The organism is Stenotrophomonas sp. P5_A8, assembly GCF_056400545.1.
Window position 1 is genome coordinate 1 of the sequence record NZ_JBFULB010000198.1, and the last position, 7,210, is coordinate 7,210.

A 7,210-nucleotide genomic window follows, 5' to 3' on the forward strand; every position below is an offset into this window, starting at 1 on the left:
GCCGGGCTGCCCGGCATCCGCGGCAGCGCGGCCTCGGACACGGTGCTGGCCGAGGCCCATCCCGAGCGCGCCAAGATCGCCGTACTGGCGATCCCGCAGCCGCTGGAAGCTGGTGAGACCCTGGCCAAGCTGCGCGCGTTGAACCCGGGCCTGACCCTGCTGGCCCGCGCGCACAGCGATGCCGAAGTGAAGCACCTGCTCGAGCATGGCGCCGACGGCACGGTCATGGCCGAGCGCGAGCTGGCCTATTCGCTGGCCGAGATGGTGATGGCGACCCCGCCGTACCGCACCTTGGGCAAGCACAGCATCCCGGTGGTGTAGCGGCGCGGATCGCGTGTCCGCGTCGCGTTCGGGCACCGCGCGCAGCCACCCATGGGGTGGCTCTACCTCTGGCGCGCCGATGCGCCACATACCGCCGCACCGATGCGCCACGTATCACCACGTCAACACACCCCCGGTAGAGCCACCCCATGGGTGGCTGCTGTTCATTCCAGCCGCGCGTACCGGCCGTGTGTCCGGTCAGCGCACCGGCACGCAGATGTCCGCCCGCAGGATCGCCTCGGGCACGTCTTCGGGATCGTCCAGGTAGTGGTAGTACAGCGGCGCGTCGCGCAGTGCGTGCCCGCTGTCGGGCAGCCACTGGCGCAGCAGTGCGTCGGTGGCCGCGTCCAATCCGGCGTAGCTGCCCACATGGCGCAGCACGGCATACTCGCCACCGCCCAGGGTCAGCGCACGCAATGGCGCGGGGATGCCGTCAAAGGCGCGGCCAAAGCCCATGCCGCACTCGAACTCGCACGCGTCGGCCGGGACATCGCGATGGTCGTTCAGCGCGATGCCCACCAGCGCCTGCAAGTGGTCGGCCAGGCCCTGTTCCGCAGCCCAGGCATACACCTGCCCGAACGCCTGGTCGAGGTCGTCGAAGGCGCCGCGCGTGCGCAACACCACCACGTCGAACGGCTCCAGCGCAGTCACCTGCACCTGCAGCGGGGTCATGTCGTCGTTGCCGTCACCGGCCGGCAGCGCAAGTCGTTGCTGCCAGTGCGCGCGCAGCGCCGCATCCTCGCGCAGGGCGCTGGGCGTGGCGTCCACGGCCTGCCGGCAGGCGCGGGCCAACGCCTGCGGGCTTTCAAAACCCACCTCCAGCGCTACCTCGGTCACCCGGCTGTCGGCGCGGGCCAGCAACTGCAGCGCGCGCAGCGGGCGAAGGCGGGCCACGGTGCGCCCCGGCGTTTCGCCGGTCAGCGCGCGGTACAGGCGATGGAAATGGAACGGCGACCGGTGCGCGATGGCCGCCAGCGCATCCAGATCGGGCAAGGGCTCGCCGCTCCGCAGGCACTGCTGCAGGTGGGCGATCACACGGTCGATGCCGTGGCGTTGGCGTAACTGAGCAATGCGGCTCATGACGGGCTCCGTGTCGGGTGACGTCCAGCATGCGTCGGTGCCCGCCACGGCGCGTGGCCGATCTTGCGCAGTTGCAGGCCCGTCATCGTCGGTGTCGACCGTTGATCGGCACGCGCAACGAGTCTAGCCCGCGCCGCCGCCCTGCGTGGCCAGCACATGCCCCAAGCCGATAGCGCAGCCTCGGCGGCGTCAAAAACCCCACGGCGGACGGCCCGCACCGGCCGCCGTGGGCCCCACCTCTACGCCTTCGCCAACGCCTGCTGCAGGTCGGCCAGCAGGTCGTCGATATGTTCGATGCCGATCGACAGCCGAACGGTGTCTTCGCTTACACCGGCTTTCTCCAGCTCGGCCGCGTCCAGCTGGCGGTGCGTGGTCGAGGCCGGATGGGTGGCCAGCGATTTGGCATCGCCCAGATTCACCAGGCGGGTGAACAACTGCAGCGCATCCAGGAAGCGTGCGCCGGCGGCGCGGCCACCGGGCAGGCCGAAGGTGAGCACGCCTGAGCCGTGGCCGCGCAGGTACTTCTGCACCAGCGCATGCTCAGGATGGTCCGGCAGCGCGGCATAGTTCACCCAGTCCACCTTGGCGTGGTCGCGCAGGAACTGCGCCACCGCCAGCGCGTTGGCGTTGATCCGGTCCATGCGCAGCGCCAGGGTTTCGATGCCCTGCAGGATCAGGAACGAATTGAACGGGGAGATCGCCGCGCCGGTGTTGCGCAGTGGCACCACCCGCGCGCGGCCGATGTAGGCCGCCGGGCCTAGCGCCTCGGTATAGACCACGCCGTGGTAGCTCACGTCCGGCTCGTTGAGCCGGCGGAAGCGCTGCTTGTACTCGGCCCAGGGGAAGCGGCCCGAATCGACGATGGCGCCGCCCAGGCTGGTGCCATGGCCGCCGAGATACTTGGTCAGCGAGTGCACCACGATGTCCGCGCCGAAATCGAACGAGCGCTGCAGGTAAGGGGTGGCCACGGTGTTGTCCACGATCACCGGCACACCGTGCGCGTGGGCGATCTTCGCCACCGCTTCGATATCGGTGATGTTGCCGCGTGGGTTGCCGATCGACTCGACGAAGACGGCCTTGGTGCGGTCGTCGATCAGGGCCGCGAACGCCTCGGGATCGTTGTAGTCGGCAAACCGGGTCTGGATGCCGAACTGCGGCAGGGTATGCGCGAACAGGTTGTAGGTGCCGCCATACAGCGCACTGGAGGAAACGATGTTGTCGCCGGCTTCGGCGATGGTCTGGATCGCGTAGGTGATGGCGGCCTGCCCGGAGGCCAGCGCCAGCGCGCCGATGCCGCCTTCGAGCGCGGCGATGCGCTGCTCCAGCACGTCCGTGGTGGGGTTCATGATGCGGGTGTAGATGTTGCCCGGCACCTTCAGGTCGAACAGGTCCGCGCCGTGCTGGGTGTCATCGAAGGCGTAGGCCACGGTCTGGTAGATCGGCACCGCCACCGCGCGGGTGGTTGGATCGGGCGTGTAGCCGCCGTGGACGGCGATGGTCTCCGTGCGCCACGGTGATGGGGGACTGCCGTGCTCGGACATCTCGTCTCCTCCGGTTGAACGCTGACGATACCGAACAAAAAACCCCCGCCGGGGCGGGGGTTCATGCCAATGCCGCATGGCGTGAGGCCAAACGGCTATCAGGCCGCAGGCACGGGACAGGATCAGCCCTTCACGAACACCAGCTTGCCTTCGGCTGCGTCGACGCGGATCACATCGCCGCTGAGGAACTCGCCGGACAGGATCTTCTGCGCCAGTGGGTTCTCCATCTGCGACTGGATTGCGCGCTTGAGCGGCCGCGCGCCGTAGACCGGATCGAAGCCGACATTGCCCAGCAGTTGGAAGGCGGCGTCGCTGACCTCGATGCGCAGGCCACGTTCGGCCAGGCGCTTTTCCAGGCCCTGCATCTGGATGCGCGCGATCTGCTTGATCTGCACCTTGTCCAGCGGGTGGAACACCACGATGTCGTCCAGGCGGTTGATGAACTCCGGGCGGAAGTGCGCCTGCACCACCCCCATCACCGCGGCCTTCATCTGCGTGTAGGCCTCCGGGCTGTCATCGCTGCTCATGTCCTGGATCTGGTGCGAGCCCAGGTTGGAGGTCATCACGATGACGGTGTTGCGGAAGTCCACGGTGCGGCCCTGGCCGTCGGTGAGGCGGCCATCGTCGAGCACCTGCAGCAGGATGTTGAACACATCCGGATGCGCCTTCTCCACCTCGTCCAGCAGGATCAGCGAATACGGACGACGACGCACCGCCTCGGTGAGGTAGCCGCCCTCTTCGTAGCCGACATACCCCGGGGGCGCACCGATCAGGCGGGCCACGCTGTGCTTCTCCATGAACTCGCTCATGTCGATGCGGATCATCGCGTCGGTGCTGTCGAACAGGAACTCGGCCAGCGCCTTGCACAGCTCGGTCTTGCCGACGCCGGTGGGGCCCAGGAACAGGAACGAGCCGCTCGGGCGATCCGGATCGGACAAGCCGGCACGCGAGCGACGCACGGCATCGGACACCACCTTGATCGCCTCTTCCTGGCCGACCACGCGGTCATGCAGCATGTCTTCCATGCGCAGCAGCTTGTCGCGCTCGCCTTCGAGCATGCGGTTGACCGGGATACCGGTCCAGCGCGAGACCACCTCGGCGATCTCCTCGGCGGTGACCCGGTCCTGGACCAGCTTGAACTCGGTGGTTTCCACTTCCTGCGCGGCGGCCAGCTGCTTTTCCAGCTGCGGCAACTGCCCGTACTGGATTTCGCTCATGCGGCCGAAATCCTGCCGGCGCTGGGCCGATTCCAGCTCCAGCTTGGCGTGCTCGATCTGCTCTTTGATCTTGGTGGCGCCCTGCAGCGTGGCCTTTTCCGACTTCCAGATTTCATTGAGGTCGGAGAACTCGCGCTCCAGCGCATCGATATCGCTTTCCAGATCGGCCAGGCGCTGCCGCGAGGCCTCGTCCTTTTCCTTCTTGAGCATTTCGCGCTGGATCTTCAACTGGATCACGCGACGCTCCAGGCGATCCAGTTCCTCCGGCTTGGAGTCGATCTCCATGCGGATGCGCGAGGCCGCCTCGTCCATCAGGTCGATGGCCTTGTCCGGCAGCTGACGGTCGGCGATGTAGCGGTGCGACAACGTGGCGGCGGCGACGATCGCCGGGTCGGTGATCTCCACGCCATGGTGCACGGCATACTTTTCCTTCAACCCACGCAGGATCGCGATGGTGTCCTCCACGCTGGGCTCGCCCACCAGCACCTTCTGGAAGCGGCGCTCCAGCGCGGCATCCTTCTCGATGTACTTGCGGTACTCATCCAGGGTGGTGGCGCCCACGCAATGCAGCTCGCCACGCGCCAGCGCAGGCTTGAGCATGTTGCCGGCATCCATCGCGCCATCGGCCTTGCCCGCGCCGACCATGGTGTGCAGCTCATCGATGAACAGGATCACCTGCCCTTCGCTCTTGGCCAGGTCGTTGAGCACAGCCTTGAGGCGTTCTTCGAATTCACCACGGAACTTGGCACCGGCAATCAGCGCGCCCATGTCCAGCGACAGCACGCGCTTGCCGCGCAGGCCTTCGGGCACTTCGTCATTGATGATGCGCTGGGCCAGGCCCTCGACAATGGCCGTCTTGCCCACGCCGGGTTCGCCGATCAGCACCGGGTTGTTCTTGGTCCGGCGCTGCAGCACCTGGATGGTGCGGCGGATCTCTTCGTCACGGCCGATCACCGGGTCCAGCTTGCCGCTCTCGGCGCGCGCGGTCAGGTCGATGGTGTACTTTTCCAGCGCCTGGCGCTGTTCTTCGGCGTTCTCCGACTGCACGCTCTCGCCGCCGCGGATCTTGTCGATCGCCGCGTCGATGCGGGTCTTGTCGGCACCGGCGGCGCGCAGCGCCATGCCCAGCGTGCCGCTGTCGTCCAGCGCGGCCAGCACGAACCACTCGCTGGCGATGAAGGCATCGCCATGCTGCTGGGCCAGCTTGTCGGTGTTGTTGAGCAGGCGGTTGAGGTCGTTGCCGATGGACAGGTTGCCTTCCTGCCCGGAGACCTTCGGCAGCGCATCGAGCGCATCGTTGAGGCGTTCACGCAGCACCGGCACGTTGACCCCGGCCTGGGAAAGCAGCGGGCGCGTGCTGCCGCCCTGCTGGTCCAGCAGCGCCGTGAATACGTGCACCGGTTCGATGATGTTGTGGTCGCGGCCCACGGCCAGCGACTGCGCGTCAGCCAGCGCCTGCTGGAAACGCGAGGTGAGCTTGTCCATCCGCATGGGGAGTTCCTCTTTCGTGTAATGGCCAGCCTGGCTGGCAGATGTAACGGATATGCGGTTGTCGCGCAGTGATTCAAGACACTCCGGGCTGGCAATACAGCGCTCGCACCTCAATATATGCGAATACGTATCATTACTATTCAGCATTCGGCGTTGCCTGGTGTGGCTTTTAGAGTGATTCCCATGCAGCCACGACACGAGATCGTCGGCACGCTGTCCCGTTACCCTCGCCGCCGCAGGGCTGGCTGGGGGGTCGCGTGGCCTGCCGGGAAACCGCTGCCGACGTCACCAGGACACCGTCGCCCGCCTGCTGCACGACCGTGACCTGTCGGCCCTGCACGCGCCGCGGGCGTTGCTGGCCAYGGTAGCGCGCGGGCTGGCGGCCAACGGGTTCTGGCGCCAGGCCCTGGTGCCTGACGTGCTTCAGCAGCTGGATGCAATGCGCGACGGCCTGCCGGCGCTGGCGCGCCGCATGCTCGTTCTGGCCAGTTCGACGGCCTGCGTTACGACGCCCTCAGCGACCGTCCTTGTCCCCCGTCAAGCGCCGCACGAAACGCGCCCTGCTTTGCTGCCTGCCGCCAACGCGCCGCCCTTCCCACCTCCGGACCGGCGGCAGCGCCCGCCATCAGCCGCGGCTGATTGCCGCGCGGATCGCCCGCAGCTGCTGTTTCACTGCGTGTGACTGCGCGGCGTCCATGCGCAGCAGCAGCTTCTGTCCCACCGAGCGTGCCTGCAGGGCGGGATCGACAAAGCGATAGCGGCCGCGCTCATCGCGCGTCACCGACAACGGGCGCGGCGGCTCCGGTGTCTGCAGCAGGTGGTCGATCACCGCCACCAACCGGTCGTTGAAGTACGCGTTGGGCTGCCCCAGTTCTGCATACGCCTGCTGAAGCAACGGGTAGACGCGCACATAGGCCTTGCCCGCCGCCGCCGCATCCAGCGCGGTAAAGGCCTTCACGTAGGGGGCGTAGCGCGCGGCGTTGGTCGCCGCGATGTGCATCGTGCCATCCCCCGTCTCGACCTGCAGGCTGCCGGGCAACGCACGTACCGCCATCGCGGGCGTTGGCACGCTGGGCTTGTCGAGGTTGTCGATATGGGTGACCACGCGCTGGATCAGATGATYGCGCAACAGCAGTACCAGTGCGCCGTCGCCGTTGAACAGCGACGACAGTGCGTCGAACACCGGCCCATCGCTGTCGGCCAGGGAGGGCAGTGCCGGATCGGCCRCATCCCGGGGATCGACCGGATGCTGGATGGGAGGCGGCGCTGGCGCCGCAGGTGATGCAGGAACGGGCGATATCTTCGTATCCGTACCCTGTTGTGCTGCCGGCGCCTGCACGGGCACCTTTATGTCATCGACAAGACCGCGCAGGGTGTCGCTGAACAACCACGTTCCCGCACCGCCGATCACCACCACACCCAACACCCACGGCCAGATCGCCTTTCCACTCTTCTGCATGTTGCCGTACCTCGCGTTGCACGTGCCTGGACACCGTATGACCCCCGCCATCGGGCGGGGTTCCCTGCGCACCTGCACGACCGCAGGATGCGCGTTGACAC

General features: G+C 67.2%; 5 protein-coding genes. 1 reads left to right on the forward strand and 4 read right to left on the reverse strand.

Annotated features, from left to right (window positions below):
• Positions 1 to 321: NAD-binding protein (locus tag AC1DQP_RS13790; protein WP_478051807.1), on the forward strand; the 321-nt coding region annotated here is incomplete at its 5' end.
• Between the two features lie 198 nt (positions 322 to 519).
• Here the strand turns inward: AC1DQP_RS13790 and AC1DQP_RS13795 are convergent.
• The 4 genes from AC1DQP_RS13795 to AC1DQP_RS13810 form a co-directional block, all read right to left on the reverse strand.
• Positions 520 to 1,401 (reverse strand): AraC family transcriptional regulator, encoded by an 882-nt coding sequence (locus AC1DQP_RS13795; protein ID WP_478051808.1) that lies wholly within the window; start codon positions 1,399 to 1,401, stop codon positions 520 to 522.
• Positions 1,402 to 1,640: 239 nt separating this feature from the next.
• Positions 1,641 to 2,942: an O-acetylhomoserine aminocarboxypropyltransferase/cysteine synthase family protein gene (locus AC1DQP_RS13800; protein WP_478051809.1), complete on the reverse strand. Its 1,302-nt coding sequence runs from the start codon at positions 2,940 to 2,942 to the stop codon at positions 1,641 to 1,643.
• Positions 2,943 to 3,064: 122 nt separating this feature from the next.
• Entirely contained in the window at positions 3,065 to 5,650 is a 2,586-nt protein-coding gene (gene clpB, locus AC1DQP_RS13805) for an ATP-dependent chaperone ClpB (protein ID WP_478051810.1), read from the reverse strand.
• A gap of 625 nt (positions 5,651 to 6,275) precedes the next feature.
• The gene (locus tag AC1DQP_RS13810) at positions 6,276 to 7,109 is read right to left on the reverse strand and encodes a DUF3014 domain-containing protein (protein ID WP_478051811.1); all 834 of its coding nucleotides are present in this window, start codon (positions 7,107 to 7,109) and stop codon (positions 6,276 to 6,278) included.
• Positions 7,110 to 7,210: the final 101 nt, after the last annotated feature.